Origin of the sequence: Kribbella turkmenica, assembly GCF_004348725.1 — a bacterium.
GTDB classification, from domain to species: domain Bacteria; phylum Actinomycetota; class Actinomycetes; order Propionibacteriales; family Kribbellaceae; genus Kribbella; species Kribbella turkmenica.
On sequence record NZ_SMKR01000069.1, the window covers coordinates 1 to 26,868 of the forward strand.

A 26,868-nucleotide genomic window follows, 5' to 3' on the forward strand; every position below is an offset into this window, starting at 1 on the left:
GACGGTCGCCGTACCCGGTCCCGGACATGGCCATGGCGGCGGTGGCGGGCACGGTGCCGCGCTCGACCCGGAGGAGCTGCGGTACGCGCCGCGGCCGCCGAAGCGGTTCCCATGGCTGCGGCGGATCGCGGTCCTGGCCGTCATCCTCGCGCTGATCGTCGGCGGCGGCTGGTTCGCGTACGCCTGGACGCAGAACCAGTACTACGTCGGCACCGACGGCGACTACGTGGCGATCTTCAAGGGTGTGGACGAGGACATTCCGGGGTTGACGCTGTCGAAGGTGTACGAGAAGCAGACGCTCCAGGTGGACAAGCTGCCGACGTACAGCCGCGAGCAGGTGGAGAGCAACATCCGGGCCGACGACCTGCCCGGGGCGCGGACGATCGTGAACGAGCTGGAGCGGGCCGCTGCCGAGTGCGCCGCCCGGGCGAAGCCGACGCCCACCCCCAAGCCCAGTACGCCGCCGGCCACCGTGCCGCCGGCGTCCACCCCGCCGAAGCCGCCGGCGACCGTGCCGGCGACCACTCCGTCGGCCACGCCGACGCCCGGCACGGTGAACCCCGACGATTGTGACGGGGTCCGATGAGTATCGCGTCGACCTCCGTCGTCCAGATCATCCCGCGCACCCGGCGCGGGGTGGAGCTGCTGCTGCTGATCATCGCGATCGTCGTCTCGGTCGGCGCGTACGTGAACATCGGCATCACCGTCCAGGACAAGGTCCCGGCGAGCACCGGGTACTACGCCGCCGGCATCGGACTGCTCGCCCTGATCGCCCACTTCGCGCTGCGCTTCCGGGCGCCGTACGCCGACCCGGTGCTGCTGCCGTGCGCCGTCGTGCTGAACGGGCTCGGGGTGGCGATGATCCACCGGGTCGACCTCGGCATGGCCGCGGCCGCGGAGGCCGCCGGGCGGGATCCGCGGTCACCGGCCGCGCCGCAGCAGATCACCTGGACCGCGGTCGGCATCGTCTTGTTCCTGGCCGTCATCCTGCTGATCCGCGACCACCGGCGGCTGCAGGCGCTGACCTACACCGCCGGCCTGGCCGGCCTGGTGCTGCTGGTCCTGCCGCTGATCCCGGGTCTCGGCGTCAACATCAACGGCGCGCAGATCTGGGTCCGGCTGCTCGGGATGTCGTTCCAGCCGGGTGAGTTCGCCAAGCTCTTCCTGGTCGTCTTCTTCGCCGGCTACCTGGTGGTGAAGCGGGACGTGCTGACGCTGGCCGGGCACCGCTTCCTCGGCCTCGACCTGCCCCGCGCCCGCGACCTCGGCCCGATCCTGATCGCCTGGGCGGTCAGCCTCGGTGTGCTGGTCTTCGAGAAGGACCTCGGCTCGTCGCTGCTGTTCTTCGGCCTGTTCCTGATCCTGCTGTACGTGTCCACCGAGCGGGCCGGCTGGCTGATCATCGGTGGCCTGCTGTTCGCCGGCGGCGCCTTCTTCGCGTCCCAGACCTTCGGCCACGTGCAGAAGCGCGTGGACGACTGGCTGCACCCGTTCAACGAGGTCGGCGGCCAGGTCGCGACCGCACTGATGGGCCAGGCCTGGGGCGGCGTCCTCGGCCGCGGCCTGGGCCAGGGCCGGCCGGAGGTGCTCGGCTTCTACGGCCAGAGCGACTTCATCATCTCCTCGTTCGGCGAGGAGCTCGGCCTGACCGGGCTGATGGCGATCATCCTGATCTACACGCTGATCGTGGAGCGCGGGCTGCGGACCGCGCTCGGCTGCCGGGACGTCTTCGGCAAGCTGATCGCGACCGGTCTGGCGATGTCGTTCGCGCTGCAGGTGTTCGTCATCATCGGCGGCGTCACCGGGCTGATCCCGCTGACCGGTCTGGCCACGCCGTTCATGGCGCTGGGCGGTACGTCGCTGGTCGCGAACTGGGCGATCATCGCGCTGCTGCTGCGGATCAGCGACCAGGCCCGCCGCCCGCAGACCCCGGCCGCCCCAGTGTCCGACGAAACGATCGCGATGGCGGTGCAGAAGCAGTGAACTCAGCGATCCGGCGACTCGCCGTGGCGGCGATCATCCTGATGCTCGCGCTGATGGCGAACTCGACCTACCTGCAGGCCTTCCGGGCCGGCGACCTGAACGCGCGCAACGACAACCGGCGGGTGCGGGACTCGCAGTTCTCGGTCGACCGCGGCCCGATCCTGATCGGCAGTACGCCGGTCGCGCAGAGCAAACCGTCGACCGACCGGTTCCAGTTCCAGCGCACGTACGCCGCCGGCCCGGTCTACGCGCCGGTGACCGGCTTCTACTCGTACCTGTACGGCCGGGCCGGGATCGAGCTGACCCAGAACGCCGAGCTGAACGGGTCCGACCCGTCGATGGCGTTCCGCCGGGTGATCGACGTGATCACCAACCGGCGTCAGCAGGGCGCCAGCGTGACGCTGACGCTGAACGCCGCGGCCCAGCAGGCGGCGTACGCCGGATTGGCCGGCAAGACCGGCGCGGTGGTGGCGATCGAGCCCAAGACCGGTCGGGTGCTCGCGCTGGCGACCCGGCCGTCGTACGACCCGAACCGGCTCGCCTCCCACGACCTGAACGATGTCAGCGCGGCGTGGAAGGAACTGACCGAGGCGCCCGGTAAGCCGATGTCGAACCGGGCGGTCAAGGAGCTCTACCCGCCGGGCTCGACGTTCAAGCTGGTGACCGCGGCCGCGGCGCTGTCGAGCGGCAAGTACACGCCGGAGACGAAGGTGCACTCGCCGGCCGAGCTGCCGCTGCCGCAGACCACCGTCCCGCTGGTGAACGAGAACGGCCGGAACTGCGGCGGCAGCGACAACGCGACGCTGACGGTCGCGCTGCGGAACTCCTGCAACACCGCGTTCGGCACCATCGGTCTGGACCTGAAGGCCGACGCGCTGCGCGAGCAGGCCGCCAAGTTCGGCTTCGGCGAGCGGCAGCTGCCCGAGCTGGGCGCGGTCGCCAGCCGGTTCCCGGCCGACCCGAACGAGCCGCAGACCGCGCAGTCCGCGATCGGTCAGTTCGACGTTCAGGCGACGCCGCTGCAGATGGCGATGGTGGCCGCCGGGATCGCGAACAAGGGCGAGGTGATGAAGCCCTACCTGGTGCAGAACGTGAAGACCCACGACCTGAAGACGGTCTCCGAGACCAAGCCCGAGTCGCTGCACCAGGCGGTCACGCCGGAGGTCGCCGCCCAGCTGACCCAGATGATGGTCGACGTGGTCGCCAACGGCACCGGCAAGCCGGGCCGGATCAGCGGGGTCCAGGTGGCCGGCAAGACCGGTACCGCGCAGACGTCGCCGGAGCGGCCGCCGTTCGCCTGGTTCACCGCGTTCGCTCCGGCCGACGACCCGAAGATCGCGGTCGCGGTGATGATCGAGGACGCGAACATCCCGCGCAACGACATCGCCGGTGGCACCCTGGCGGCACCGATCGCCAAACGGGTGATGGAGGCGGTGCTGGGCCAGTGACGGGTCGACGAACACGATACGGAATGATGCCGTGACGGTGCGTCTTTCCAACGGGGTTCCACGTGCGGCGACGGCTACCGTGGGCAAGTTGAGTGTGTTTCCGGACAGGTTGGAAGGCTGAGTCATGACATCGCAGGCACGTCTCGTCGGCGGCCGGTACGAAGAAGGCGAACCGCTCGGCCGCGGCGGCATGGCCGACGTCCGCAAGGGCGTGGACAACCGGCTCGGCCGGGCGGTCGCGATCAAGCGGCTGCGGGTCGACCTGGCCAGCGACGCCACCTTCCAGGCCCGGTTCCGGCGGGAGGCCCAGTCGGCCGCCTCGCTGAACCACCCGACCATCGTCTCGGTGTACGACACCGGCGAGGAGCCCGACCCGAACGGCTCCGGCATCACCATCCCGTACATCGTGATGGAGCTGGTGACCGGCAAGACCCTGCGTGACCTGATCCGCGAGGGCCGCAAGATCATGCCCGAGCGCGCCCTGGAGATCACCTCCGGTGTGCTCGAGGCACTCGACTACAGCCACCGGGCCGGCATCGTCCACCGCGACATCAAGCCCGGGAACGTGATGCTGACCCCGCAGGGCCAGGTCAAGGTGATGGACTTCGGCATCGCCCGGGCGGTCGCGGACACCTCGTCCACGATGACCCAGACCGCGGCCGTCATCGGCACGGCGCAGTACCTGTCGCCGGAGCAGGCCCGCGGTGAGACCGTCGACGCGCGGTCGGACCTGTACTCCACCGGCTGCCTGCTGTACGAACTGCTGACCGGGCGGCCGCCGTTCGTCGGTGAGTCGCCGGTGTCGGTCGCGTACCAGCACGTCCGGGAGCAGGCGCTGCCGCCGTCGTCGTTCGACCCCGACATCCCGCCGGAGGTCGACGCCGTCGTCCTCAAGGCGCTCGCGAAGAGCCGCGAGGAGCGGTACCAGAGCGCCGCCGAGATGCGCCAGGACATCCACCGGGTGCTGGCCGGCCAGCAGGTGACCGCGCCGATGGCCGCGGTCGCCGAGACCCGCGCGCTGGCGCCGACGGTGGCCCAGACAGCGGCCACCCAGGCCTACCGGCAGACCGGCGCCGACGACCTGCTGCCGCCGGACGACGGGATCGACGAGGCCGAGGCGGCCCGCTCCCGGCGCAACCGCGGACTCGCCTACTTCCTGCTCGGCCTGGCGATCGTGGCGGTCGCCGTCGGCGCCTACGCCCTGTTCACCAGCATGAACAAGGACAACGGCGGCACGGCGAACCCACCGGCCAAGGTGGCGGTCCCGGACGTCACGGGGAAGTCGCTGACGGAGGCGACCGCACTGTTGTCCGAGAAGGGCTTGAAGATCACCTCGACCAGCGCGAAGAACGACACGGTCGGGCGGGGCCTGATCATCGAGCAGACGCCGCCGGCGGAGACCCAGGCTGACCCCGGCTCGACCGTCAACGTGGTGATCTCGGCCGGTCGCAGCGCCTTCCCGGTGCCGGACGTCATCGGCAAGTCCGAGTCGGCTGCCCGGAAGGAACTGGAAGGCACCGCGGCGAATTTCAAGGTCAAGGAAGCCACCCAGGAACAGGACAGCCCGGAGAAGAAGGGCACCGTGCTGGCCGTCAGCCCGGACCCGAGCGGGATGTACCCGTCCGGCACCGAGTTCACCCTGACCGTGTCCACCGGCGTGGAGCTGGTCGACGTGCCGAACGTGGTCACCCAGCTGCAGGACGACGCGACCAAGACGCTGAAGGATCTCGGCTTCCGCGTCGGCTACGCCACCGCAAGCGACCCCAACGCGGCCGACCAGACGGTGCTCAAGCAGAGCGTCAAGGCGAACACCAAGGCGCCGAAGGGCTCACTGGTCACGCTGACGGTGAACGACGCGGGCGAGCCGACACCGCCGCCGTCGTCACCGACGCCGTCCGAGTCGGAGACTCCGGACGATCCGGTCACCCCGCCGATCACCATCGGCGGCTGACACGACGAAGCCCCCCGCGCAGTGAGCTGGTCCCGGAAAGTTGGACTGGTTTGAGTAAGAGGTTATAGAGGGTTTCTAGGCTGCGAGGGTCTGGGTCCGGTAGTGCACCGGGCTCAGGCCCTCGAGTTGTGTGGAGATTCGGTGGTTGTTGTACCAGCCGACGTACTGGTGCAGCGCTTCGGCCAGCGCCTCGACGGAGGCGTATCGGGTGTGGTTGAAGAGTTCTTCTTTGAGGTGCCCGAACCAGTTCTCGATGACGGCGTTGTCGTAGCAGTTGGCTTTGCGGACATCGACTGTGTCGCGTCGGCGTCGGCGAGCAGCCGCTGCCAGGAGCGGTGCTGGTACTGGAATCCTTGGTCGGAGTGCACCAGCGGCGCCTGGCCAGGGCCGAGGGTGGCCAGGGCGTCGGGCAACGAGTTGTTGGTCAGGTCCAGGTTCGGCGAGGTGCCGATCGCGTAGGCGATGATCTGGTGGTCGAACAAGTCCATCACCGGCGACAGGTAGAGCTTGCGGTCCCCGACGCGGAACGCCAGCACGGTCACCGGCTCCCCCGCCAGGAACCGCTCCACCACAGCCAGCTTGAACTCGAACGAGTACGACCGTTTCGCCGGCCTGGTCAACAACGCTCCTCTGCCCCAGATCCGCCACCGCTGATACAGCATCTTCACCGGGTCACACGCCACCACCAACTGCCGCGCGACACCCCCCGGACCCAGCCCCCGCTCGAACAAACCTACCGCCAGCGCCCGCTGCGCCGCGCTCAGCGAACTACGACGATCCATACAAAACACTCCCCAGAAGCCGGAACTGAATTCTCAGTCCAACTTCTGGGCAGCAGTTCATTCACAGCGCGGGGGGCTTTCTCGTAGGTTCAGCTGACGACGGGCGCCAGGCCGGCGGAGCGGGCGACGGCGGCCGGGTCGCCGCACATCACCAGCCAGTTGGCGAGCATCCGGTGGCCACCTTCGGTGAGCACCGACTCGGGGTGGAACTGGACGCCCTCGACCGGGAGATCGCGGTGCCGGGCCGCCATGATCACGCCGGCCTCGGTCCGCGCCGTCACCTGCAGCTCGTCCGGCACGGTGTCCTGGGCGATCGCGAGCGAGTGGTACCGGGTCGCGGTGAACGGCGACGGCAGTCCGGCGAGCACGCCGGCGCCCTCGTGGAACACCTGGCTCGTCTTGCCGTGCAACAGCTCGTCGGCCCGGCCGACCACCCCGCCGTACGCGACGCCGATCGCCTGCAAGCCCAGGCAGACGCCGAAGATCGGGACCTGGCCGGCCTTCTCCTTGATGATGTCCACGCAGGCGCCGGCCTCTTCCGGCGTACCAGGGCCGGGCGAGAGCAGCACACCGTCGTACCCGGTGACCTGGTCGGGAGTGACTTCGTCGTTGCGGAGCACGGTGGTCTCGGCCTGCAGTTGCTGCAGGTACTGCACCAGGTTGTAGACGAAGGAGTCGTAGTTGTCGACGACGAGGATCCGCGGCATGCGGACCATTGTGACAGGGGCCGGCTAGCGCCCGCTCGCGGTCGGGCTGCCCGACGGCGTCTGCTCGAACCCGGGCACGGTCGCGCTCTGCAGGTCGAGGGTGCCCTCGTAGGCCGGCATCGCGATCGACGACTCGTTCTTCACCTCGTAGCCGAGCTGGAACTTGACCACGTAATCCTGCAGGTTGTCGATGTACTGCGAGTCGTCCAGCGCCTTCTGCAGCTTCTGCCGGTCCCCGATGGCGGTGATCTTGTACGGCGGCAGGTAGGGCACGCCGTGCAGGACGACGGAGTTGCCGACGCACTTGATCCCGGTGGTGGAGATGACCCGGTGGTTCTGGATCGAGATCGCGTCCGCGCCGCCGGCCCAGAGCGCGTTCACCACGGCCTGGATGTCCTGCTGGTGGATCACCAGCCAGTCGGCGTCGACGTCCGGGTTCTCCTTGACCACCTCGCGGGGCGCGTCCTTCAGGGTGACGGTCAGTCCGGGCCCGGTGACCGGCGTCGTGCCGACCTGCTCGGACAGTTCCTTCAGCTCGGCGGACAGCTTCGGGTCGATCGAGCCCTGCTGCGCCTGCAGCTTCTCGATGTCCTGGGTCAGGGCCGCGTGCTGGCGGACCAGGCTCGCGCTGCGACGGCTCTGTTCCTCCACCAGCCCGGCGAGCGTAGTGTTGCGGCTAGGGCGCAGGTCGGTGCCCCGGGCGTTGGTGGCGCTGGTCGCGAACAGCAGGCCGGCGCACAGCAGCGCCAACGGCGCTCCCGCGCGCCACAGCGAAATCCGCCTGAACCTACGCACCAGTGATCTCCAGGTTGCTGTCTGCACTACGCTAACCCGGGACCGGACCCGACTACGGTCCGGGCCTGAGCCCCAGAGCTCAGCTTATGCGTCCTTACAAGGAGTTCAGTCGTGCCCGAGTCGAGCAGTCGCAACAAGAAGAAGACCGACAAGGTCAAGGCGGAGAAGACGCCGAAGAAGCCGCGCACCACCAGCCGCGCCTGGGTGGCGCCGCTGATGCTGGCCTGCTGGCTGCTCGGGCTCGCCTGGCTGGTCGTCTTCTACGTAGCGGGCCAGGACATCCCGGTGATGGACGACCTGGGCAACTGGAACCTGCTGATCGGCATGGGCCTGATCGCCGTCGGTTTCGTCGTCTCCACCCAGTGGATCTAGCCCGCCGCCGAGTCTCGCCGGACAGTTCCCGGCGAGCCGCCTAGTCCTCAGCCGGTCATCGGGCGCGCCTGGCCGAGGTCCGTGGTCAACTGCCGCGTTTGCGGGTGTCGTAGAGGACGACGTCGGCCGGTACCTCAACCGCCTGGCCGCGGAATCACAGGCGTGAAGTTATCCACACCCGTATCCCCAGCTGTGCACAGCTTTCCGCCGACTTGTCCCCAGGTTGTCCCCGGCTTCTCCACGATCCCCGGCGAGACTTCGGCGAAATCTGTGGATAACCGAGGTTTGAGGATTCGGCTTCCACAACGTTCACGCGAGCGGCGAACCGACGTACCGTCGATGTGCCGGACTGCGGCCTGAGAGACGGGGAGGGTCTCGCCATGTTTGTGCAGGTCATTCAGGGACAGGTGACGGACGCCGAGCGCGCGCACGCCGCGCTCGACCAGTGGGTGGCGGAACTCGCGCCCCGGGCGACCGGGTGGCTGGGGACCACCGCTGGAGTGACGGAGGACGGGCGGTTCATCGCGCTCGCCCGGTTCGAGTCCGCCGAGGCGGCACGGCGGAACAGCGAGTCGCCCGCGCAGGACGCGTGGTGGACCGAGTTCTCGTCCGCCCTCGGCGGAGACGCGACCTTCCACGACACCGAGGACGTCGTCGTCGACCTCCAGGGTGAGCCGGACGCGGCCGGTTTCGTGCAGGTGGTGCAGGGAGCGGGAAGCAACCCGGAACGCGCTCGCGAGCTGATGGGCCAGGACTCCGAACCGTGGGCGGAGTTCCGGCCGGACGTGATCGGCAGCGTCGCCGCGTTGTACGACGACGGCGACTACACGATGGCCGTGTACTTCACCAGTGAGGCCGAGGCGCGGGTGGGCGAGAAGAAGGAGCCACCGCCAAAGCTGAAGGCGCAGATGGACGAGCTGCAGTCGCTCGCCGCCGGCCCGCCGACGTTCTTCGACCTCAAGCACCCCTGGCTGTACTCGCCGAGCTGAGTCTACGTAGAGATATATGTAGACATCTACGTACCTCCTACGTATAGTTCTACGCAGGAGGAGAGAAGAGATGCCCAACAAGACGATCTACGTGTCGGACGACGACCTGCCGCTGTACAAGAAGGCGCAGGAGCTCGCCGGGAACCTGTCCTCGGCGATCTCGATCGCGCTGCGCAAGTACGTCGAACTGGAGGAAGGCCGGCTCGAGGGGTACGACGAGATCACCGTGCGGGTGGGCCGGGGGACCGGCCGCAAGCAGCGGTTCTCCGGCGTGCTGCTCGCCGAGGGCGGCCGGTCCAGCAGGTCGGGGTACGAGGCCTTCAAGGTCTACCGCAGCCGGTCGGGGAAGTTCGTCCTGCACGCCGACCGCCGCAACCAGTTCAGCCACGACGCCGACGACGAGCAGTACCTGACCGGCTGGCGTTCCTGGATCGGCAACTGGAGCACCGACCAGTCCTGGAGCATGGCGCAGGGCGAGGCCACGCTCTACGTGGTCGAGACGGTCCAGGAACTACGCGAACTGATTCCCGAGGATCTCTACGAACTGGTCGAGGAAGCCGCGAACCAGCCCGCGGTGGAGGACCTGGACATCTGACCACCTGACCCCACCACGCTGACCACCGACCGCCGCCGGCGGCTCGGCCGGATCAGCACGCCCGAATCTCTCCTCCGCACACCCTTCAGGCCATCCGGGCCAGGTTCACCCTGCCCGAAATCACTCAAGGAACCCTCATGTCATCTGCGATCGACGTGCGCGGTCTGCACAAGTCGTACGGCGACAAGGCGGTGCTCGGCGGCATCGACCTTCACGTTGCCGAAGGCACCATCTTTTCCCTGCTCGGCCCGAACGGCGCCGGCAAGACCACCGTCGTGCACATCCTGTCCACTCTGGCCACCGCCGACGCCGGCGAGATCCGGGTGGCCGGCCACGACCTGCACGCCGATCCCGAGGCGGTCCGGGCGGCGATCGGCGTCACCGGCCAGTTCTCCGCGGTCGACGGCCTGCTGACCGGCCGGGAGAACCTGATCATGATGGCCGACCTGCACCACCTCGGCCGCCGCGAAGCCCGCCGCCGGGCGGAAGAACTGCTCGCACAGTTCGACCTCGCCGAGGCCGGTACGAGGCCGGCGATGACGTACTCCGGCGGCATGCGACGCCGGCTCGACCTGGCGATGACGCTGGTCGGCAGCCCGCGGATCATCTTCCTGGACGAGCCGACCACCGGCCTCGACCCGCGGAGCCGGCACACCGTGTGGCAGCTGATCCGGCAGTTGGTCGCCGACGGCGTGACGGTCTTCCTCACCACGCAGTACCTGGAGGAAGCCGATCAGCTGGCCGACCGGATCGCCGTACTGGACGTTGGCCGGCTGGTCGCACAGGGCACCGCGGAGGAGCTCAAGCGGCTCGTCCCCGGCGGGCACATCCGGCTGCGGTTCACGTCACCGGAGGAGTTCGCGCTGGCCGGCCGGGTGCTGCCGACGGCGCTGCCGGACAACGAGTCCCTGGTCCTGCAGCTGCCGAACGACGGCAGCGTGCACTCATTGCGCGCGCTGCTGTCCCGCATCGACGACGCCTCGCTCGAGGTCGACGAACTGACTGTCCACACCCCTGACCTGGACGACGTGTTCTTCGCCGTCACCGGTCAGCGCACCGCTCACGAGACCGAGCCTCAGAACGAAGGTGCATCGAAATGAGTTACGCGCTCCAGGACACCGCCACGATGCTGCGCCGCAACCTGCGGCACGCGCAGCGCTACCCTGCCCTGTCGCTAGGCGCCCTCGGGATGCCGGTGATCATGATCCTGCTGTTCGGCCTGGTCTTCGGTGACACCTTCGCCGCCGGCCTGGGCGGAGCCGGCGGCTTCGACTACCTCGACTTCCTCACCCCGGGCATCCTGCTGATGTCGATCGCGTCCGGGACGATGTCGCCCGCGGTGGCTGCCTGCACCGACATGACCGAGGGGATCGTCTCCAGGTTCCGGACGATGGCGATCTTCCGGCCGGCCTTCCTGACCGGGCACGTGCTGGGCAACGTGATCCTGACGATCGTCAGCCTGGCCCTGGTGGTCGGGTTCGCGCTCCTGATCGGGTTCCGGCCGAACGCGTCGTTCGCGGACTGGCTGCTGGCGAGCGGGCTGCTGCTCGTGCTCACCGTCGCGCTGACCTGGCTCGCGATCGCGCTGGGGCTGACCAGCAAGACCCCGGAGGGCGCGAGCAACGTCGTCCTGCCGATCAGCCTGCTACTGCCCTTCCTGAGCACCACGTTCATCCCGCTGGAGTCGATGCCGGGCGGCATCCGCTGGTTCGCCGAATACCAGCCGTTCACCCCGATCATCGACACCCTGCGGCACCTGCTGATCGGTACACCGATGGACAACGGCGACGGGTGGCTGGCGCTGGCGTGGTGCCTGGCGATCGCCGTGGTCGGCTACTTCTGGGCGCAGAAGAACTACAACAAGGGAACCACTGTCTAAGACGGAGCACCGAGCAGGTTCGCGCGGGTGCGGACGTGCGCGGGCACGAGCAGATCGCAGTCCGGGTTGGTGAGCGGTTCACCGGCCACGACCTGGAGCGGGATCACACCGGTCCAGTAGGGCAGGTCGAGATCTTGCTCCTCGTCGTTGGCGGGTCCGGAGCGGGTCTTCACCGACGCCTCGGTGAGCGCGAGGGCCAGGACCGAGGTCTTGGCGAGCTCCTTTCGGTTCGGCGGGCGTACGGCGGTGGACCGGCCGGGCACCAGGTGGTCGACGATCCGGTTGAGACCGTGGCGCTTCTCGTCCGGATCCGTCACCAGCCGGGGTACGCCGAAGATCACCGCGGACCGGTAGTTGACCGAGTGGTGGAAGGCCGAGCGGGCCAGGACGAGTCCGTCGGTATGGGTGATCGTCACGCAGATCGTCTGCTCCGGCGCCGCGACCACGCTGCGGGCGGCGACCGAGCCGTGGAGGTAGAGCGTGCCGTCCGGTCCGCGGTCCAGGTCCACGCCGTACGCCGTGGGGAGCACGAGCGGAGCGCCGTCCAGGACGACACCGAGGTGGCAGAACATGCCGTCGAGGAGGATGTCGTGCAGAACGTGGCGGTCGGTCGCAGCGCGCTCCTTCGAGCGGCGCAGAGAGGTCCGATAGGTCGGCGAGAGCGGCGTGATGGTCATGTCACCAGGTTTGGGGAACCAGTGGCATGCTGGCACGGTCCATTCCCGAGCGAATCAGGTAGTCCATTCGTGCAGAGCTCGCTGCCGTTGATCCTCGATCGTGCCGCCGGCCCGCCGCTGCACCTGCAGCTGGCCGAGCAGGTCCGGGCGGCGATCCGGGACGGGCGGCTCCAGGCCGGCCACCGGCTCCCGTCCACGCGGGACCTGGCCAAGGATCTGGCCGTCTCGCGCTCGGTGGCGCAGGCGGCGTACGACCAGCTCCACGCCGAGGGGTGGATCGAGGGTCGCACCGGGGCCGGGACGTTCGTGACGGACGTGGCGCCGCTGCAGCCCGCCGTACGGCGTCGTCGTGAGCCTCGGCCGGATCCGGACGCCGGCCTGCTCACGCTGCGCCCCGGCATCCCGTACATCAGCCCGACGCCCGACCCCGGCTGGCGACGGGCCTGGCGGGAGGTGTCGGCCCAGTCGCCGCCGCGCGGGTACGACGACGCGGCCGGGCTGCCCGCGCTCCGGGAGGCGCTCGCGGACCACGTCGGCCGGGTCCGCGGGATCGCCTGCGGACCGGAGAACGTGCTCGTCACCAACGGGACCGTCCACGGGCTCCGGCTGCTGCTCGCGGTCACGCTGCAGCCGGGCGAGCGGATCGCGATCGAGGACCCGGGTTACCTGAACGCCGTGGGCGCCGCGCGGGACCATCGGCTCGAGATCGTCGACGTACCGGTGGACGAGGACGGCCTGCGGGTGTCGGCGCTGACCGAGTGCTCGGCGGTCTACGTCACGCCGTCGCACCAGTACCCGCTCGGCGGCCGGCTGCCCGTTGCCCGGCGCAACGAACTGGTCCGGTGGGCACGCCGGACCGGGACGCTGCTGATCGAGGACGACTACGACAGCGAGTTCCGGTACGACGTCGCCCCGCTGCCCGCGCTCGCCCAGCTCGACCTGGACCGCGTCGTCCACCTCGGCACGCTGTCGAAGACCCTCAGCCCGTCGCTCCGCCTCGGCTGGCTGGTCGCCGCCGACACCATGGTCGACCGCCTCGCCACTTTCCGCGCCAACTCCGGAGACTGGCCCGCCTGGCCGATGCAGGCGGCGCTCCTCACCATGCTCCGCGACGGCTACCTGGACCAGTCCGTCCGCCGCAACCGCCGCCTCTACGCCGACCGCCGCCTGCACACCTGCACGGCGCTCGCGCCGTACGGCCAGGTCATCGGCCAAGACGCCGGCCTCCACATCACCTTGCTACTGCCCGACCACGTCAACGACCACGAGGTGACCCGGCTGGCCCGCGCCTCCGGCGTCGTCATAGCCCCCCTCTCGGAGTACCGCCGCACCAACCCCGGTCCGCCCGGCCTGGTGATCGGCTACGCCACTCCGTCAACCCCCGACCTCCACAAAGCCCTGGCCCTCCTCACGGACGTACTGAACCGCGTCACCAACCGTTGAGAGATGCTTCTGTCCCGTCGCACGTGGGTCTTACGGGTGGTTGGGGTTTTCTTTCAGCGGGGGTTGTACGGCGGGGGTGTCGTCGGTCCACGTAAGTTCTGAGAGCCACATGGAGCGGCCGGGTGGGTCCACGCCGACGGCGGACGGGTCCCAGGCGTGGTAGACGAACCAGTAGCGGTTGTCCTTCTCGAGGACCATGTTGTGGCCGGGGCCCGCGGCGGCCTCGGAGGTGACGAGGATGGGGTCGCCGGACTTGGTGCAGGGGCCGGTGGGGGTGGTGCAGAGGGCGTGGCCGACGGCGTAGGTCTCCTTGTCGTAGGCGTTGGCGGAGTAGAAGAGGTGGAACTTGCCCTCGCGCTCCACCATGTACGGCGCCTCGACCAGGTTGCCCTCCCAGTCGAGGTCCTGCTTGATCAGGCGACGGGTCGGCCCGACGAGCCGCAGCCCGTCGGGGGAGAGTTCGGAGACGTAGATCCAGGTGTCGACACCGATCGCGTTGCCGTCGTTCTTCCAGTACAGCCAGCGCTTGCCGGACGAGTCCTGGAACGGCGAGGCGTCGATCGAACCGCCCTCGTCCACCTGACAGATCAACGGCTCGGACGATTTGTCGACATATGGACCCGTGGCCGAGGAAGCGACCGCGACCCCGATGCACTGCCGCCCGGACGCGTCGTCGGACGTCGTGTAGTACATGGCGTACCGATCGGCAGCCTGGACGGTGACCTCCGGGGCCCACACCTTCCCCGGGGTGGTCCACGCGGGCAGCTCGGGCAGCGCGTCGCCGATCTGTTCCCACGACACCAGGTCCGCGGACTTCAGCGTCTGCACGTTGCCGAGCGAGCCGTTGGTCGCGAAGGCGACGTACCCGTTGTCGACGGCAATCACCTGCGGATCGGCGAAGTTCTGGTCGTAGACCGGATTGGTGAAGCCCATCGCGGGCGCTCCTTCCGAGGACGCACGGCCGGGATCGCTGCAACCACCCAATCCCAGCACGAGCAGCAGCAACAACCCCAGCCGGCGTCTCATCTCACTTGCTCTCGTAGAACCGCAGGTACTCGAACGTCGCCACCGGCGGTACCGCGGCCCCGGTGAACTCACCGTGCGCGTACAACCCGAGCCGGGCCGGAGCGGACAGCACCCACGCCGCACCCCACGTCCAGTCCTTCCCGTCCACCGACGTACCGGCGCGGTACACGTGCTCACCCGCCGCGTTCTCGTGGTACGCGAGCCGCATCCACAGCGTCGGCGCCGACCGCCCGATCGCGGCCGCGCCGTACGATGTCGCACCGTCCGACGGCCGCGCCACCAGCTCACGCCCGTACTCCGTCTGCCGGGTCCGCCAGATCGCCACGTTCCCGAGTCGCGCGAAGTCGCTGTCGTTCAGGTACGCGATCATTCCGGCCTGCTGGTAGTTGCGGATGTCGCCCTCACCGAGGTCGAGGTGGAGCTTCGTCTCCGCGATCCAGCTGGACGTGGACGGCGTCTCGTGGAACAGCAGGCCGGCATTGTTGCCGCCGCCGACCAGGTCCGCGTTCTGCAGCGGCCACGACAACTTGCCGTCAGCAACGACTGCCTCGGCGTCCGGCCGCACCCAGGACCAGTCGGCACCCAGCCCGCCGGTGAACTCGTCACCGGCCAGCAACTTCCCGGTCCGAGGTACGTCCGCCATCCGCCGGACCGGAGCCGCCACCGGCCGCACCGTCAGGTTGTCCACCTCGGCCGAACCGAGCCACCGTACCGGCGCCGGCTTCACCGAGAGCCCGCGGACGACGAGCCGTGCCTCCGCGTACAGGTCACCCAGTCCGGCGTCGGACAACCGCGCCGTCACCGTCGACCCGGACACCTGGATGCTCAGCTTGTTCCAGTCGGACCGGTCGAAGTCCGCCGGCAGCGGCGCCGAGGCCGTACGACGGCCGGCCACCACGGTGATCTTGGACGCCGACACGGATGCGACGACCGCTTGACCGCCGAGCACCGTGGTGAACGACGACCCCAGCCGGACATCCGCTTCGACGCGGAGCGAACCGCGGGGAGCCGGCTTCCGTGTCCGCGCGGGACCGGAGATCGCCGCGGTCGGACCACCGAGCTCGTCACCGGGCCGACGCTCGGCGCCGAGCAGACCACCGGCCGGGTCGGTCGAGGTGATGCCGAGCCCTGAACCGGTCGTCGGCGCGGGCACCGGGCGGTCGGACGGGCCGAGGCCGGCCCGGGTCCGCGGCCAGCCGTCGATCCAGTCGATCCGGTCGATCAGCATCGGCCGCCGGTTGATCCCGAACGGAGCGGTCAGCCAGGGCGTGCCGCGGTCGATCGCGTGGTACACGATGTGGTCCTGCCCGGCCGCGTCCGTCATGAACGCGTGGTGGCCCGGACCGATCCACTTGTTGCCGTTCTGGGTGATGACCGTGGTACCGCCCACGCGGGACTCCAGCATCGACGCACCGTCCTTGTCCAGGAACGGGCCCTTGGGCGACCGCGACCGGCCGGCGAAGACCGAGTAGCCGGTGGTCGGGCCGGCGCAGCAGTTCATCGACGAGGCCATCAGGTAGTACCAGCCGTCGCGGTAGACGACGTACGAGCCTTCGTAGCGGTCGCCGATCGTCACCTGCGTCGGCTCACCGACCGCCTGCAGACCGTCCGGGGTCAGCTCGGTGACGGAGATGCCGCCGTAGAACCCGCCGTAGTACAGGTACCGCTTGCCGTCGGCGGCCGTCAGCAGCGCCGGGTCGATGGTGCCGAAGTAGCCGCCGTTGCCGTCCGGTTTCGGGGTGACGACCGGGCCGCCCGTGGCGGTCCACGGGCCCGCCGGGGTCGGGGCGGTGGCCACGCCGATGGCGGGATCACCACCGGGGTTGGCGGCGGTGTCGGTGACCGTGAAGTACATGACGTACTTGCCGTCGAAGTACCGGATGTCCGGCGCCCAGAAGAACGACCCGGGCGCCGCCCAGGCGGGTTTGGTCTGGTCGTCGAAGACCGTGCCGAGGTACTCCCAGGAGCTGAAGTCCTTGGTCCGGGCCATGTGCATCAAACCGAACGGACCGCCGGACACCAGCGGGTCGGAGGTGGCGTACGCGTACCAGTAGCCGTCCCGGCCCTGGATGATCGCCGGGTCGGCGAAGGTGTCGGCGAAGCTCGAGGAGATCGCGTTGGTCGTGGTCTGGCCGGGTGGTGCTGCGGTGGCGGCCGGATAACCGGCAGCCGTACCGGCGGCCACCGAGGCCACAGCGAGCGCTGCGGCCAGCCATCGTCTCTTGGAGGGCACAGGCGGGTCCCTTCTGATTCGGTTGGTCAACCTTTGATGCCGCTGCGCGCGACACCTTCGATCACGTACCGCTGGACGAACACGTAGAGGATCAGCACCGGTACGGCGGCCACCGTCGCGCCGGCCATGATCACGGGGTAGTCGGTGGTGTAGGCACCCTGCAGCAGGGTCAGACCGGCCGGCAGGGTCAGCCGCTCCGGGCTGAACAGCACGAACAGCGGCCAGATGAAGTCGTTCCAGTTCGTCAGGAACGACAGCACGGTCAGCGTCGCCAGCGCCGGTTTGGCGTTCGGCAGGATGATCCGGGTGAAGATGATCCAGGAGTTCGCGCCGTCGATCAGCGCGACCTCCTCGAGCTCCTTCGGGATGGCCAGGAAGAACTGCCGCATGAAGAAGACGCCGAAGGCGCCCGCGGCACCGGGGACGATCAGCGCGGCCAGCGTGTCCAGCCAGCCCAGGTTGTCCATCAGCAGGTAGTTCGGCATCAGGAACACGAACCCGGGGACGAACAGCGTCAGCAGGATCACGCTGAAGATCGCGTTCTTGAACCGGAAGTTCATCCGGGCCAGCGCGTAGCCGGCCATCGACGCCACCGTCACGACCAGCAGCGCGTGCAGCGCGGCCGCGCCGAAGCTGTTCAGCGCCCAGCGCAGCACCGGGTTCTGACCACCGGTGGTGAGGATCTCGCCGTACGCCCGGCCGGTCGGCTCCTGCGGGAGGGGCGTCGGCGGGTCGGACTGCGACTCACCAATCGTCTTGAACGACGTGATCACCATCCACAGCAGCGGAAGGATGACCAGCACGGCCAGCAGGACCACCAGGATCCAGAAGGCGGCGGACGGTCGGCGCCTCATGACTTGCGCTCCCTCAGCAGGACGAAGTTGAGCACGGAGATGATCGCCAGGCACAACGCCAGCAGGTAGCTCATCGCGGTGGCCTGTCCCATCCGGAACTGGCTGAAGCCGGTGTCGGTGATCACCATCAGCGCGGTCGCGGTGGTGTCGCCGGGACCGCCCTGGGTGATCAGCACCGACTGGCCGAACATGTTGGCACTGGCGAGCACGGTGATCGTGACGATGAAGACGGTCACCGGCCGCAGCCCCGGCAGCGTGACGTTGCGGAACTGCTGCCAGCTGTTCGCGCCGTCCAGCTCCGCCGCCTCGTACTGCTCGGCCGGGATGTCCTGCAGCCCGGCCAGGAAGATGATCGCGTTGAAGCCGGCGGTCCACCACACGGTGACCGCGACCAGGGCGATGAACGCGTACGGCTGGTCGTTCGTCCACCCGATGTCCGGAGCTCCGAACAGTCCGAGGAACGCGTTCAGCAGACCGAAGCTGGTGTCCAGGATGTAGCGGAACATCAGGCCGATCACGGCGACGCCGAGGACGAACGGCGCGAAGTACACCGCCCGGAAGAAGGTCCGGCCCGGGAACTTCCGGTTCAGCAGGACGGCGAGCGCGAGGGGCAGCGCCACCAGGAACGGCACCGACGCGACCGTGAAGATCCCGGTCGCCCGCATGCCGTGCCAGAACGGCTCGGCGGTCGCCGACAACGGGTCGAACAGGTCCTTGTAGTTCTGCAGACCGACGAACGGCTTCCCCGGCAGCTGGAAGTCCCAGTCGTGCAGGCTCATCCAGAACCCGAAGATCGCCGGCCCCACCACGAAGAGCAGGAACAGCGTGAGATACGGCGCCAGGAACAGGTACGGCGTCGCCCGTCCGTACCCGCGCACCTCGGTGGACGCGCGGGTGCGACGTCTGCGGATCGCACCCGCGTCGGCCTGGACGGCCATGCCTACGCGCCGTACTTCTTGCGGTTGGCGTCCAGGATCTTGTCGGCCCGCGCGGCGGCGTCCGAGAGCGCCTTGGCCGGTTCCGCCTTCAGCAGCACGGCCTCGTTGACGGCCTTGTTCAGCTCGTTCAGCGCGTCACCGATGCCGGGAACCGCCGGCGGGAAGTGCAGGTGGTCGATCTGAGTCGCCAGCGCCGCCTGCTCCGGCAGGGCCTTGAACTCGGCCGACTCGCGGACCTGCTTGCGGGCCGGCACCTGGCCGCCCTTGGCCCACTCGAGCGACTTCTGGCTGATGTAGTTGACGAACACCCGGGCCGCGGTCGACTTGTTCGCGTCCGCGGTCTTCAGCTTCGGCAGCACGAACTGGTGCGAGCCGGCCCAGGCGGCCTCGGTGCCGCCGATGTTCGGCAGCGGGGCAACGCCCCACTCGAGGCCCTTCTTCTCCCGGAACGTGTTGATGTTCCAGATGCCGTTCCAGACGAAGGCGTTCTTGCCGTTCATCACCGCGATGTTGTCGGCGTCCTGGGCGACGTTCTTCGGGCTGTGGCCGTTCTTCACCAGGTCGGAGAACCAGGTCAGCGCCTTCACGCCGCCCTCCTCGTGCCAGGTCGCCTTGGAGGCGTCGTCGTTGAACAGGTCGCCGCCGAACTGCCAGAGCAGCGCCTGCACGGTGAGGACGCCGGTGAACGGGAACGGCGTGGCCCAGTGGCCCTGGATCCCTTTGCCCTTCAGCGCGTCGAGGGCCGCCGCGTACTCGTCGGCGTTCGTCGGCGGCTTGGCCGGGTCGAGGCCGGCCTGGGTCATCACGGTCTTGTTGTAGAAGAAGCCGAGCGGGTGGACGTCGAGCGGGATGCCGTACCGCTTGCCGTTGAACTCCCCGGCCTTCCAGACGACCTCGGAGAAGTCCTCCTGCTTGAGCTCGAGCGCCGTGGCCACGTCGTCGAGCGGCTCGATCACGTTCCGGGCCGCGTTGGTCGCCAGCGAGTCGACGTGCATGATCGCGACCGCGGGACCGCGGCCGCTGCTGACCGCGGTGGGCAGCTTGGTGTAGTAGTCCGCCCACTGCATCACGGTCATCTTGACCTTGATGTTGGCGTGCTCGCCGTTGAACTGGTCGACCAGTTTGCGCATGAACGGGCCGTCACCGCCGGTGAATCCGTTCCAGAAGTCGAGTTCGACGTTCGGGCCGTCGTACCCCTTGGCGCCGCCGTCTCCGGTCGCGGGCGCGGCGCCGGGCTTGCCGGCCGACCCTTCGCCGCAACCGGCCAGGATTCCGGCCGCACCGGCCGCACCGATACCGCCGAGGACCAGGCGCCGGCTGATCGTGTTCATGGTGTACCTCCAGGGGACTTTGCCTCTCCGGAAGAGAGGCGAATCAGGTGCCACGATGCCGGGGGCAAGGTGGCGGTGCAGCTGCCGTCGACGACTTCCGTTCCGTCGACGGCACGGGGGACCACCCGGTCCGGGTCGTCGGCGGTGTTCACCGCGGCCCGGTCGTCGTCATAGAGCGCCAAGTGCTCGATCACCCGGTACCCAGGGGCCAACGGGACCTCCAGGTCGACCTTGTCGTACTCGCTCCGGTTGACCACGAAGATCGCGATCTCACCGATGCTCTCGTCGTACGTCGCCGTGCTCCACAGCGCCGGCACCCGGCCGAACGCGGCGGTGTCGATCTCGGGCCCGCCGCTGACCGCGGTCCGCAGCACGGTCGGGCCGGCGTACCGGGCGGTCAGCGCGAACGGGTGGAAGATGGTCTGCCGCCAGGCGCGGCCGTCCGGCTCGGTGCGGATCGGCCCGATCACGTTGACCAATTGCGCGAGGCAAGCGATCTTCACCCGGTCGGCGTGCCGGAGCAGGGTGATCAGCAGGCTGCCGACCACCACCGCGTCGTCGACGGTGTAGGTGTCCTCGATCAGCGGCCCGACCTCGCGGATGTCCAGGCCGAGCTCACCGGGGAAGCGCTGCTGGTACCAGACGTTCCACTCGTCGAACGACAGGGTGAGCTCCTTGTCGCTGCGCTTGAGCGCCTTCACGTGGTCGGCGGTCGCGACCACGGCGGAGATCATCCGGTCCATCTCCTCGGACGCGGCCAGGAAGCTCGCCTGGTCGCCGTCCTTCGGTTCGTAGTACGCGTGCAGGCTGATGTGGTCGACCAGGTCGTAGGTGCGTTCGAGGACGACCCGCTCCCACTCGCCGAAGGTCGGCATCCCGGCGTTGCTCGAGCCGCAGGCGACCAGTTCGAGACCGGGGTCGACGCGACGCATCGCGTTCGCGGTCTCCTCGGCCAGCCGGGCGTACTCCTCGGCCGTCTTGTGGCCGATCTGCCAGGGCCCGTCCATCTCGTTGCCGAGGCACCAGACCCGGATGTCGTGCGGCGCCTCGCTGCCGTTGGCCACCCGGCGGTCGGGCAGCTCGGTCCCGGCCGGGAGGTTGCAGTACTCGAGCAGCTCGACGGCTTCCTTGATCCCGCGGGTGCCGAGGTTGACCGCCCAGATCGGCTCGACGCCGGCCTTGCGCGACCAGGCGACGAACTCGTCGGTGCCGAACTGGTTCGGCTCGATCGCCCGCCAGGCCAGGTCGAGCCGGCGTGGCCGCCGGTCCTTCGGCCCGACACCGTCCTCCCAGTCGTAGTTGGAGACGAAGTTGCCGCCGGGGTAGCGGATCGTCGTGACGCCCAGCTCGCGGACCAGCTCCAGCACGTCCTCGCGGAAGCCGTCGTGGTCCGCGGTCGCGTGCCCGGGCTCGTAGATGCCGGTGTACACACAGCGCCCCATGTGCTCGACGAACGAGCCGAACACCCGTCGATCGAGCCCGCCGATGACGAACGCAGGATCCACCACAAGCCGTGTCACGAAGCCTCCCTGCGGCTTTTACATCGTTTAACCTGGGGTTCTACAACGATTGACATGGCCTGTAAAGAGCTGGCCGCCCGCACACTGGGGAACATGCCGAAAATCCACTCAATCGTGATCCACTGTCACGATCCGTACCTGCTCGCACCGTTCTGGAGCATGGCCACCGGCCTGCCGGTGCACCCGGACGACGTCAAGGCACTGGCCGCGCACACCCTCGAGGAGGACGAGTCCGTCCTGCTCGGGTCCCGCGACGGCTTGCACGTCTGGATCACCCCGGCCGAGGAGCTCAAGCCGCCGGGCCGGATCCATCTCGACGTCACCGGCGCGGACGGTGAGCTGCGGACCCTGCTCAAGGCCGGGGCGACCGTCGCCCGCGAGTTGCCGCACTGGACCGTGCTGTCCGATCCCGAAGGCAACGAGTTCTGTTTCGTGCCGGCCGTGGCACACTCAGGCTCGTCGACCATGTGAGCGGGCCGGGTGAGACGGAGGTACGGATGACGACCAGGCTGAGTGACGTGGCGGCGAGGGCCGGCGTGTCGGTGAAGACGGTGTCGAACGTCATCAACGACTACCCGCACATCACCTCGCAGACCCGGGCGAAGGTCGAGGCCGCGATCGCCGCGCTCGACTACAAGCCCAACGTCAGCGCGCGTTCGCTGCGCAAAGGCCGGTCGGACTTCATCGCGCTCGCCATCCCGGAGATGGCCTCGCCGTACTTCGCCGAGCTCGGCGCCGCGGTCAGCCGGGCCGCGAAGAAGCGTGGCATCACCGTGCTGATCGACCAGACCGAGGGCGAGTCCGCGGCCGAGAAGCTGGTCCTGGACGGGATGCGCGGGCAACTGATCGACGGCATCATCTTCTCCCCGATCACCACCGCACCGACCAGAATCGGCACCGCCGGTACGGCGAAACCCCTTGTCCTGCTGGGCGAACGGCCGGCCGGTGGCACCTTCGACCACGTCGCGGTCGACTCGGTCAAGGCGTCGTTCGACGCGACCACGCACCTGGTCTCGATCGGCCGGCGCCGGATCGCCGCCATCGGTGTCGGCGGTGGCGCGGGGACCGGCGCCGTTCGCCGGAAGGGATACCGCAAGGCGTTGAAGGCCGCCGGCCTGCCGCACGATCCCGCGCTGGAACTGGCCGGCACCGGGTACCACCGGCCCGACGGCGCGGCCTCGATGCGGGCGCTGCTGGCCCTGCCCGAGCCGCCGGACGCCGTGTTCTGCTTCAACGACCTGCTCGCTCTGGGCGCGCTGCGCACGCTGGCCGACGCCGGGCTGTCGGTGCCGGACGACGTGGCCGTGGTGGGCTTCGACGACATCGAGGACGGCCGCTACCACTCGCCGTCGCTGACCACGATCTCACCGGACAAGGAGTGGCTCGCCGAGAACGCGGTCGGCCTCCTGCTCGAGCGGATCTCCGGGAACGCCGAGGCCGCGCGTCGCGACCTCAGCGTCCCCTACACGTTGGAGATCCGGGAGTCGACGGCCGGCTAGAAGGCCGCTGGACCGCATCGACAAAGGCCGGCTCGAGCTCAGGACCCGCGCCGAGTTCGGCTGTGCCGACTCCAGCAACCCCGGCGCAGTGTTTACCGGCAGCCCGGGCCCGCCGCGGCCTCGGCTGCGGTTGTGCCGACGAGACCCGCTGGTACGCACGGCACGTCGATCCGGCCGGAGACGAGGTCGTGGCGAAGGTCCTCCAGCCGTCCGGCGTACGGGGTGATGAAGCCGCCGGATTGCGTGAGCTCGATGCCGCCGTTGGACAGGTCGTACTCGCGGAGGCCGGGTGTCAGGGTCCCGTCCAGCCAGGAGCGCAGGCCGTCGTACATTGCCACGTCGAAGCGGATGACCATCGAGGTCAGGACGTGCTCCCGACTTTCTACCCTGGTAATCCAGTCGCCGTTGAGATAGGCGTCGTCGTCCACTCCGATTCCCCAGAGCTGCCGATCGAGCTGCGTGGAGAGTACGGCGACCTCGTCCAGCGCCCCGTACTGCGCGCCACCGGCGGCCGGGAAGATGACGTCCGCTCCTGCACGGACCATTTCGCGGGTTGTCCGGCGCGCCCCGACCTGGTCGAAGAAGCCGGTGTAGTCAGGGACACGGCTGAGGTACGTCGACAGCACCCGGGCACCCGGAGTCACCGCGCGGACCCCGGCGACGAATCCGGCCTCGAATCTGCGCAGTACGTCGGTGTCGGCGCCGCCGATGAAGCCGACGGTCCCCGACTTGCTGGCCATGGCGGCCGCTGCCCCGGCAAGAAACGCGCCGTCCTGGTGGGCGAAGCCGATGGACGTCACGTTCGGCTCGTCGACGATACCGGTGAACATCAGGAAGTCGACGTCGCGATGGCGGCGGGCGACTGGTGCCAGGTCGGTGTCGTTGGTGGTGACGATGACCAAGTCGTCGCCTTGCGCTGCGAAGCGTTCCGCAGCCGATTCGGCCGATTCGACATCGACGTCGACCTTGGCCAGCGCGAAGCGGTTCTCATCGGCGACGCGGTCCAGGCCGAGCTCGAGGTACCGGTCGATGTGTCCGGTGCGGTGATAGACCCATCCCACTCGGGGGGTGGACTGCCCGCCGGGTGTGAGTAAGCCGAAAGCGGCCGACACGCCGGCGAACAGCACGGCCGCCACCGCAACGAGCAGCCAGCGCCGCGACCGCCGCTCGAGACGCCTGCGGGATTCGGCCAGGGCGGCCGCCCGTGCCATCTCGTCGTCGACCATGGTCTGCGAGGCATCGAGAAACGCCGCCTCTGGTCCGCTCAGCTGCAGCACGCCCTCAGCGCGCCAGTTCTGGAACTGCTCGAGCCGCGAGCCGCGGAGCAGATAGCCGGCATCGTGTTCCGCGGCGTGCCATTCCTCGAGGGCGACCCGCAGCGCACCGTGCCGCTCCAAGGCGGTGCGGTGCCTCCGCAGAAGGTTTGCGAGCCAGGGCCATCGCTCGAACAACGCGTCGTGAGCCACCTCGACGGTGGCGTGTCCTGTCTGCTCGTCCCGGTCGAAAGTGATCAGGTGGTGGCGACCGACGGCCCTGAGGACGTCGGAAATGGCGGCGGGGTCGACTCCGGTGAGTGCTCCGAGTTCCCGGGCGGGCGTGCGCCGCCGGACGATCTGGCCGCCTTCCACGCGGACCAGGCGAAGGAAAATCTGGGTGGCCGCGGCGGCGACCTCGTCCGGCCAGCCGCGCCGAATCTGCTCGGCACGCCGGGTCAAGGCCGCCTGCAGGCCACCGATCGCCTGGTAGCCGGCCAGGTCGAGCGCGGATCGGCTCCGGTCGAAGAGTTCGGTGAGAGCGAACTGCAGGAGTGGCAGCTGTGCTGGCTGGTCGGCGGTGGCGGCGACGAGCTCCGCGAGCAGCGCAGGTTCGACCGCGACTCCGACGCGGCTCGCCGGGGCGACCACGGCCGCTTCGACTTCCGCGGCCGTCATCGGCAGTACGTTCACCACCCCGGCGGCGAAGATTTCGGCGAACCCCGGCTGCCGTAGCGGCCGGTCGTAGAGGTCCGCCCGAAGCGCGAGCAGGAGACTCACCCCGGGCTGGGCCGAGAGGTTGGCCAGTCGGTCGAGAAGGGCGCGCACCTGCGCCTCGTCCAGTGCCAGCAGGTGTTCCTCGAACTGGTCCATCACCACGAGCACGGGCATTCCGGCGGACGCGTGTGGTCCGGCCGCACCCCCGGCGCGTGCGGCGGCGACCCGCGACTCGATCTCGTCCGGGTCGTGCACGTCGGGCGCCAGCTCGACGATGGCAGTTCGCCGGGGTTGACTCGCCAGGAGCCGCGCCAGCACTCCAGCTTTCAGGACGCTCGACTTGCCGGACCCGGATGGACCGACCACCGCGACCAACGGTTGCCCTTCGCCAAGGCGCGCCAGGATCCCCTCGGTCAGAGCCTCACGCCCGAAGTAGTCGTCGGCGTCCGCGACCTCGAAGGGCCGCAGGCCCTTGTAGGGATTCCGGTGGACCACCGAGACCGCGACGGCGGGAACCTCCGGGTCAAGCGCGGGATCGTGGAGAAGGATGCGTTCCTGGAGACCCGCCAGCGAAGGCATCGGGTCCAGGCCGAGTTCGTCACGCAGGCTCTCCCGGTACACGGTGTAGGTCCTCAACGCCTCCCGATGCCGCCCGGCGCGGTACAACGCAAGCATGAGCAGTTCCCGGCTGCGTTCGCGATAGGGGTCCTCGCGGCAGGCACGTTGGGCCCAGGTGACCGCTCGGGCCGGATCTCCGGACGACAGGCACGCCTGGGCGAGATCCTCGAGCACCCGCAGCCGCAAGTCCTGCCACCGCCGGATCTCAGGCTGAGCGATGGTTTCGAGCGCCGTGTCGGCGAGGGGTTCTCCCTGCCACAGCTCCAGTGCGGCGGTGAGCAGATCCGCTGCTGACGGCCTCATCTCCGTGACCTCGTGGTGCCCTTCGTCGGCCAGCTGCTCGAAGCGGATGACGTCCAGCGCCTCGGCCGGCAGATTCAGCAGGTAGCCCGGCTTCTGCGTCACGATGCCCCCCGGACCATAGCCGCCGAGGGCTCGCCTCAGGTTCGAGACGTACAGCTGAACAGAGTGTTCCGCCGTACGAGGTCGGCGCTCGCCCCAGAGCAGGTCGACTATTCGGTCGGTGCTGACGACGTCGCCACGGTGCAGCAGCAGGATGGCCAGCAGGCTTCGCTGCTTGGGTGGTCCCAGGTCGACCGGGCTGCCGTCGACAGTGACGCGGAGCGAGCCGAGCATTCGCACGCTGACGCGGTCACCCAGACCCCTGTGGCTGGGGAACCGCCCGCCGACCAGGTCACCCACGGCGCACCTCCCCTCCAAGGCAATGTACGACGAGGGCGGAGTGGATGCTCCGCCCTCAGTCCTCCGTTTCAGCCGGCGACCATTCCGCGCATCGCGTCGACGATGCCCACAGCCTCGTCACACGGCCCCGGGTAGTAGGTGCCGACGAGCTGACCGTGGCCAGACAGGTTCGCGTACGCGCCCGTGCCGGAGACAACGCTCCACGTGCCGCGGTCGGCCGGGTCACACGGCGACCAGCGAGCCAGGATGTGGACGACGAACGTTCCCGAGCCGTCGTCGCAGTTGAAGACCTTGTCCACTTCGAACGTGAACATGTTGCGACGCTCGGTGACTTCTTGCGAGAGCAGCGCCGTGGTGCCGCTAGGGCAAAGCCTTCGTCCGCTCGCCTGGAACGTGCCGCTGCCGGCGTCGAACGACTCGGTGACGAGAAGCTCGACGTACCCGTCGCGCGGGGTCGCGCCCGAGGCCGGGACCGCCGCCGACACACCGGCCGCCGTGACAACGATCGCGACCGCCATCCGCACAACCCACCCAAGATGCCGCATTTCCAGACCTC

The 26,868-nt window shown here is 69.1% G+C and carries 23 protein-coding genes and 2 pseudogenes; 12 read left to right on the forward strand and 13 right to left on the reverse strand.

Annotated features, from left to right (window positions below; translation table 11 throughout):
* From E1218_RS17205 to pknB, 4 genes and pseudogenes are all read left to right on the forward strand, one after another.
* Positions 1–586 (forward strand): annotated as a pseudogene (locus E1218_RS17205) (PP2C family protein-serine/threonine phosphatase); the annotation flags it as partial.
* On the forward strand, positions 583–1,983 hold the full coding sequence (locus E1218_RS17210) for an FtsW/RodA/SpoVE family cell cycle protein (protein ID WP_132321285.1): 1,401 nt from the start codon (positions 583–585) through the stop codon (positions 1,981–1,983). The pseudogene E1218_RS17205 and the gene E1218_RS17210, both read left to right, overlap by 4 nt.
* Positions 1,980–3,431: a peptidoglycan D,D-transpeptidase FtsI family protein gene (locus tag E1218_RS17215; RefSeq protein WP_132321287.1), complete on the forward strand. Its 1,452-nt coding sequence runs from the start codon at positions 1,980–1,982 to the stop codon at positions 3,429–3,431. Before E1218_RS17210 ends, E1218_RS17215 begins: the two co-directional genes overlap by 4 nt.
* A gap of 124 nt (positions 3,432–3,555) precedes the next feature.
* Positions 3,556–5,382 (forward strand): Stk1 family PASTA domain-containing Ser/Thr kinase, encoded by a 1,827-nt coding sequence (gene pknB / locus E1218_RS17220; RefSeq protein WP_132321289.1) that lies wholly within the window; start codon positions 3,556–3,558, stop codon positions 5,380–5,382.
* Positions 5,383–5,457: 75 nt separating this feature from the next.
* Here the strand turns inward: pknB and E1218_RS37780 are convergent, their stop codons facing one another.
* From E1218_RS37780 to E1218_RS17235, 4 genes and pseudogenes are all read right to left on the reverse strand, one after another.
* Entirely contained in the window at positions 5,458–5,733 is a 276-nt protein-coding gene (locus E1218_RS37780) for an IS3 family transposase (protein WP_267900313.1), read from the reverse strand.
* Positions 5,673–6,164 (reverse strand): annotated as a pseudogene (locus E1218_RS37965) (DDE-type integrase/transposase/recombinase); the annotation flags it as partial. The gene E1218_RS37780 and the pseudogene E1218_RS37965, both read right to left, overlap by 61 nt.
* Before the next feature lie 89 nt (positions 6,165–6,253).
* Complete coding sequence (locus E1218_RS17230) at positions 6,254–6,871, reverse strand: aminodeoxychorismate/anthranilate synthase component II (RefSeq protein WP_132321293.1); 618 nt, start codon at positions 6,869–6,871, stop codon at positions 6,254–6,256.
* Positions 6,872–6,895: 24 nt separating this feature from the next.
* On the reverse strand, positions 6,896–7,666 hold the full coding sequence (locus tag E1218_RS17235; protein WP_132321295.1) for a DUF881 domain-containing protein: 771 nt from the start codon (positions 7,664–7,666) through the stop codon (positions 6,896–6,898).
* A 111-nt stretch (positions 7,667–7,777) separates the two neighbouring features.
* Between E1218_RS17235 and E1218_RS17240 the strand changes: the two genes are divergently transcribed.
* From E1218_RS17240 to E1218_RS17260, 5 genes are all read left to right on the forward strand, one after another.
* Positions 7,778–8,038 carry a cell division protein CrgA gene (locus E1218_RS17240; protein ID WP_132321296.1) on the forward strand — a complete coding sequence of 87 codons (261 nt, stop codon included), beginning with the start codon at positions 7,778–7,780 and terminating at the stop codon, positions 8,036–8,038.
* A 380-nt stretch (positions 8,039–8,418) separates the two neighbouring features.
* Positions 8,419–9,027, forward strand: a complete 609-nt coding sequence (locus tag E1218_RS17245) for a hypothetical protein (protein ID WP_132321298.1) — start codon at positions 8,419–8,421, stop codon at positions 9,025–9,027.
* Positions 9,028–9,097: 70 nt separating this feature from the next.
* Positions 9,098–9,622: an EXLDI protein gene (locus E1218_RS17250; RefSeq protein WP_132321300.1), complete on the forward strand. Its 525-nt coding sequence runs from the start codon at positions 9,098–9,100 to the stop codon at positions 9,620–9,622.
* Positions 9,623–9,759: 137 nt separating this feature from the next.
* A complete protein-coding gene (locus E1218_RS17255) occupies positions 9,760–10,722 on the forward strand; it encodes an ATP-binding cassette domain-containing protein (protein WP_132321302.1) in 963 nt (320 codons plus the stop codon).
* Entirely contained in the window at positions 10,719–11,501 is a 783-nt protein-coding gene (locus tag E1218_RS17260) for an ABC transporter permease (protein WP_132321304.1), read from the forward strand. The genes E1218_RS17255 and E1218_RS17260 overlap by 4 nt, the downstream gene beginning before the upstream one ends.
* Here E1218_RS17260 and E1218_RS17265 read toward each other — a convergent pair.
* Positions 11,498–12,178: a pyridoxamine 5'-phosphate oxidase family protein gene (locus tag E1218_RS17265; RefSeq protein ID WP_132321306.1), complete on the reverse strand. Its 681-nt coding sequence runs from the start codon at positions 12,176–12,178 to the stop codon at positions 11,498–11,500. The genes E1218_RS17260 and E1218_RS17265 overlap by 4 nt on opposite strands.
* Positions 12,179–12,247: 69 nt before the next feature.
* Here E1218_RS17265 and pdxR point away from each other — a divergent pair, with 69 nt between their 5' ends.
* Positions 12,248–13,621, forward strand: a complete 1,374-nt coding sequence (pdxR, locus tag E1218_RS17270; RefSeq protein WP_132321308.1) for a MocR-like pyridoxine biosynthesis transcription factor PdxR — start codon at positions 12,248–12,250, stop codon at positions 13,619–13,621.
* A 30-nt stretch (positions 13,622–13,651) separates the two neighbouring features.
* On the opposite strand, the gene E1218_RS17275 is transcribed toward pdxR, so the two are convergent.
* The 6 genes from E1218_RS17275 to arfA are packed head-to-tail and all read right to left on the reverse strand — an operon-like array spanning position 13,652 to position 21,523.
* Positions 13,652–14,647 carry a glycoside hydrolase family 43 protein gene (locus E1218_RS17275; protein WP_132321310.1) on the reverse strand — a complete coding sequence of 332 codons (996 nt, stop codon included), beginning with the start codon at positions 14,645–14,647 and terminating at the stop codon, positions 13,652–13,654.
* A gap of 1 nt (position 14,648) precedes the next feature.
* Positions 14,649–16,880, reverse strand: a complete 2,232-nt coding sequence (locus E1218_RS17280; RefSeq protein ID WP_233712283.1) for a family 43 glycosylhydrolase — start codon at positions 16,878–16,880, stop codon at positions 14,649–14,651.
* 26 nt (positions 16,881–16,906) lie between these two features.
* Positions 16,907–17,734 (reverse strand): carbohydrate ABC transporter permease, encoded by an 828-nt coding sequence (locus E1218_RS17285; RefSeq protein WP_132321312.1) that lies wholly within the window; start codon positions 17,732–17,734, stop codon positions 16,907–16,909.
* On the reverse strand, positions 17,731–18,672 hold the full coding sequence (locus E1218_RS17290; RefSeq protein WP_132321314.1) for a carbohydrate ABC transporter permease: 942 nt from the start codon (positions 18,670–18,672) through the stop codon (positions 17,731–17,733). Before E1218_RS17290 ends, E1218_RS17285 begins: the two co-directional genes overlap by 4 nt.
* A gap of 2 nt (positions 18,673–18,674) precedes the next feature.
* Entirely contained in the window at positions 18,675–20,003 is a 1,329-nt protein-coding gene (locus E1218_RS17295; RefSeq protein WP_132321316.1) for an ABC transporter substrate-binding protein, read from the reverse strand.
* Positions 20,000–21,523: an arabinosylfuranosidase ArfA gene (arfA, locus tag E1218_RS17300; protein WP_132321318.1), complete on the reverse strand. Its 1,524-nt coding sequence runs from the start codon at positions 21,521–21,523 to the stop codon at positions 20,000–20,002. The genes E1218_RS17295 and arfA overlap by 4 nt, the downstream gene beginning before the upstream one ends.
* A 93-nt stretch (positions 21,524–21,616) precedes the next feature.
* On the opposite strand from arfA, the gene E1218_RS17305 reads away from it, so the two are divergent.
* Both E1218_RS17305 and E1218_RS17310 read left to right on the forward strand, forming a co-directional pair.
* Positions 21,617–21,994, forward strand: coding sequence for a VOC family protein (locus E1218_RS17305; RefSeq protein WP_132321320.1), 378 nt, complete (start codon positions 21,617–21,619; stop codon positions 21,992–21,994).
* A 26-nt stretch (positions 21,995–22,020) separates the two neighbouring features.
* A complete protein-coding gene (locus E1218_RS17310) occupies positions 22,021–23,022 on the forward strand; it encodes a LacI family DNA-binding transcriptional regulator (protein ID WP_132321322.1) in 1,002 nt (333 codons plus the stop codon).
* A 92-nt stretch (positions 23,023–23,114) separates the two neighbouring features.
* Here the strand turns inward: E1218_RS17310 and E1218_RS17315 are convergent, their stop codons facing one another.
* Positions 23,115–26,312 carry an nSTAND1 domain-containing NTPase gene (locus tag E1218_RS17315; RefSeq protein WP_132321324.1) on the reverse strand — a complete coding sequence of 1,066 codons (3,198 nt, stop codon included), beginning with the start codon at positions 26,310–26,312 and terminating at the stop codon, positions 23,115–23,117.
* Between the two features lie 68 nt (positions 26,313–26,380).
* On the reverse strand, positions 26,381–26,857 hold the full coding sequence (locus tag E1218_RS17320; protein ID WP_132321326.1) for a hypothetical protein: 477 nt from the start codon (positions 26,855–26,857) through the stop codon (positions 26,381–26,383).
* Positions 26,858–26,868: the final 11 nt, after the last annotated feature.

Bases quoted from the DNA above. Each gene is read 5' to 3' on its own strand.
- E1218_RS17210 (WP_132321285.1), top strand. From the start codon at position 583: ATGAGTATCGCGTCGACCTCCGTCGTCCAGATCATCCCGCGCACCCGG.
- pknB (WP_132321289.1), top strand. From the start codon at position 3,556: ATGACATCGCAGGCACGTCTCGTCGGCGGCCGGTACGAAGAAGGCGAA.
- E1218_RS17230 (WP_132321293.1), bottom strand. From the start codon at position 6,871: ATGCCGCGGATCCTCGTCGTCGACAACTACGACTCCTTCGTCTACAAC.
- E1218_RS17245 (WP_132321298.1), top strand. From the start codon at position 8,419: ATGTTTGTGCAGGTCATTCAGGGACAGGTGACGGACGCCGAGCGCGCG.
- E1218_RS17250 (WP_132321300.1), top strand. From the start codon at position 9,098: ATGCCCAACAAGACGATCTACGTGTCGGACGACGACCTGCCGCTGTAC.
- E1218_RS17255 (WP_132321302.1), top strand. From the start codon at position 9,760: ATGTCATCTGCGATCGACGTGCGCGGTCTGCACAAGTCGTACGGCGAC.
- E1218_RS17260 (WP_132321304.1), top strand. From the start codon at position 10,719: ATGAGTTACGCGCTCCAGGACACCGCCACGATGCTGCGCCGCAACCTG.
- E1218_RS17265 (WP_132321306.1), bottom strand. From the start codon at position 12,178: ATGACCATCACGCCGCTCTCGCCGACCTATCGGACCTCTCTGCGCCGC.
- E1218_RS17275 (WP_132321310.1), bottom strand. From the start codon at position 14,647: ATGAGACGCCGGCTGGGGTTGTTGCTGCTGCTCGTGCTGGGATTGGGT.
- E1218_RS17285 (WP_132321312.1), bottom strand. From the start codon at position 17,734: ATGAGGCGCCGACCGTCCGCCGCCTTCTGGATCCTGGTGGTCCTGCTG.
- E1218_RS17290 (WP_132321314.1), bottom strand. From the start codon at position 18,672: ATGGCCGTCCAGGCCGACGCGGGTGCGATCCGCAGACGTCGCACCCGC.
- E1218_RS17295 (WP_132321316.1), bottom strand. From the start codon at position 20,003: ATGAACACGATCAGCCGGCGCCTGGTCCTCGGCGGTATCGGTGCGGCC.
- E1218_RS17305 (WP_132321320.1), top strand. From the start codon at position 21,617: ATGCCGAAAATCCACTCAATCGTGATCCACTGTCACGATCCGTACCTG.
- E1218_RS17310 (WP_132321322.1), top strand. From the start codon at position 22,021: ATGACGACCAGGCTGAGTGACGTGGCGGCGAGGGCCGGCGTGTCGGTG.
- E1218_RS17320 (WP_132321326.1), bottom strand. From the start codon at position 26,857: ATGCGGCATCTTGGGTGGGTTGTGCGGATGGCGGTCGCGATCGTTGTC.